This is a genomic window from Variovorax multivorans (genome assembly GCF_051216835.1).
Lineage (GTDB): Bacteria > Pseudomonadota > Gammaproteobacteria > Burkholderiales > Burkholderiaceae_C > Variovorax.
The window spans coordinates 1-1,547 of the sequence record NZ_JBPJZL010000052.1; the positions used below are offsets into that span (position 1 = coordinate 1).

A 1,547-nucleotide genomic window follows, 5' to 3' on the forward strand; every position below is an offset into this window, starting at 1 on the left:
AATTACCCACAAGTCTGGCGTCTCAGCGGTCCACGGAATGATCGAGATTCCCGTTATTCCTCGCGAGAGGACTCTGCCAACGGGAACGGATGACAAAGTTTGTGCGGATTGATGGAGCCAGCAAGCCATCCGACAATGGGTCGTGGATAGCCGGCGAGGTCGCCGGCTGCGACTTCCGCGACGCGCGACTGGGCAAGAGATTGAGCAGCCTGCTTCATAGACTCGGGGGCAACATCGGAGGCACGATTCCGTTCGCATGCCAGGACTGGGCTAACACCAAGGCTGCCTACCGGTTTCTGTCCAACGATGATGTTGACGAGCATGCCATTCTTTCTGGGCACTTCCAGGCCACGCGTGATCGGGCCCAGGCGAGCTGCGGCCCATTGCTCATCCTTCAGGACACCACGGAGTTCTCCTACAAGAGGGACAAGCCGGAATTGATTGGCTTCAAGGGGGTGACTCACAGCCGACGCGACGAAGCGGGCCGTCCCCAACCGCACACTACCTGCGGCATCTTGATGCACTCGAGCCTCGTCGTGACGGCACAGGGGCTGCCGCTAGGCCTGTGCGCGATCAAGTTCTGGAGCCGTCAGAAGTTCAAAGGCACCAGCGTGCTGAAACGCAAGATCAACCCGACGCGTGTTCCGATTGAAGAGAAGGAAAGCGTCAAGTGGCTGCTGAACCTGCGCCAGTCGAACGCCTTGATCGACGAGCCCGAGCGCTGCGTGCATATTTGTGATCGCGAGAGCGACATCTACGAGTTGTTCTGCCTGGCCGATGAGCTCGGAACTCGCTTCCTGGTGCGAACCTGCGTCGACCGGCTGGCTGGCGATGGCGGTCACACGATCGCTGACGAAATGGCCGATGTTCGCGTGCGGAGTTTGCATCGCGTCGAGTTCCGCGACGAGCGGGGTCAGCCTTGTCAAGCCACCCTGGAGATCCGATACCGGCGCATTGGAGTGCTTCCGCCCATCGGCAAGCAGAAGCTGTATCCACCGCTTGAGTTAACGGTACTCCATGCGCAAGAGCGTGAAGCGCCAGCCGGTCGTGCCCCGCTGCAGTGGAAGCTCATCACAAACCTGCCGGTGTATTCCAAGGCCGAGGCCATCGAGAAAATCGACTGGTACGCCATGCGCTGGAAGATCGAGACCTTCCACAAAATCCTGAAGTCGGGTTGCCGAGCCGAGGACTCCCGACTGCGAACAGCCGACCGCCTGACCAATCTGATCGCGATCTACTGCATCCTGAGTTGGCGCATCTTCTGGTTGACGATGCTCAACCGCGCCGATCCGGACACCAGTCCGAGCGAAGCGTTCACCGACGTCGAGATCGCGGTGCTGGATCAGCTGTCACCGACGTCGACTGTCCCGGAGTTCTTGCCTCGGACGCTGTCGCACTACACCATCGAGTTAGCCAAGCTCGGTGGCTACCTCGCGCGCAAAGGCGACCCTCCGCCCGGCAACATCGTCATGTGGCGCGGGCTCACACGTCTAACTGACATCGTCCTCGGGATGCAACTCGGGGCGAAAGTTGTGGGTAATTGAAAG

At 60.1% G+C, this 1,547-nt stretch carries 1 protein-coding gene; it reads left to right on the plus strand.

What is annotated here, in order from left to right; translation table 11 throughout:
* Nucleotides 1–89 precede the first annotated feature (89 nt).
* Nucleotides 90–1,544 carry an IS4 family transposase gene (locus tag ACSFCA_RS36520; RefSeq protein WP_435463000.1) on the plus strand — a complete coding sequence of 485 codons (1,455 nt, stop codon included), beginning with the start codon at nt 90–92 and terminating at the stop codon, nt 1,542–1,544.
* Nucleotides 1,545–1,547: the final 3 nt, after the last annotated feature.

What these genes read in the sequence shown, in the direction of transcription:
- ACSFCA_RS36520 (WP_435463000.1), top strand. Translation starts at nt 90, where the DNA reads ATGACAAAGTTTGTGCGGATTGATGGAGCCAGCAAGCCATCCGACAAT.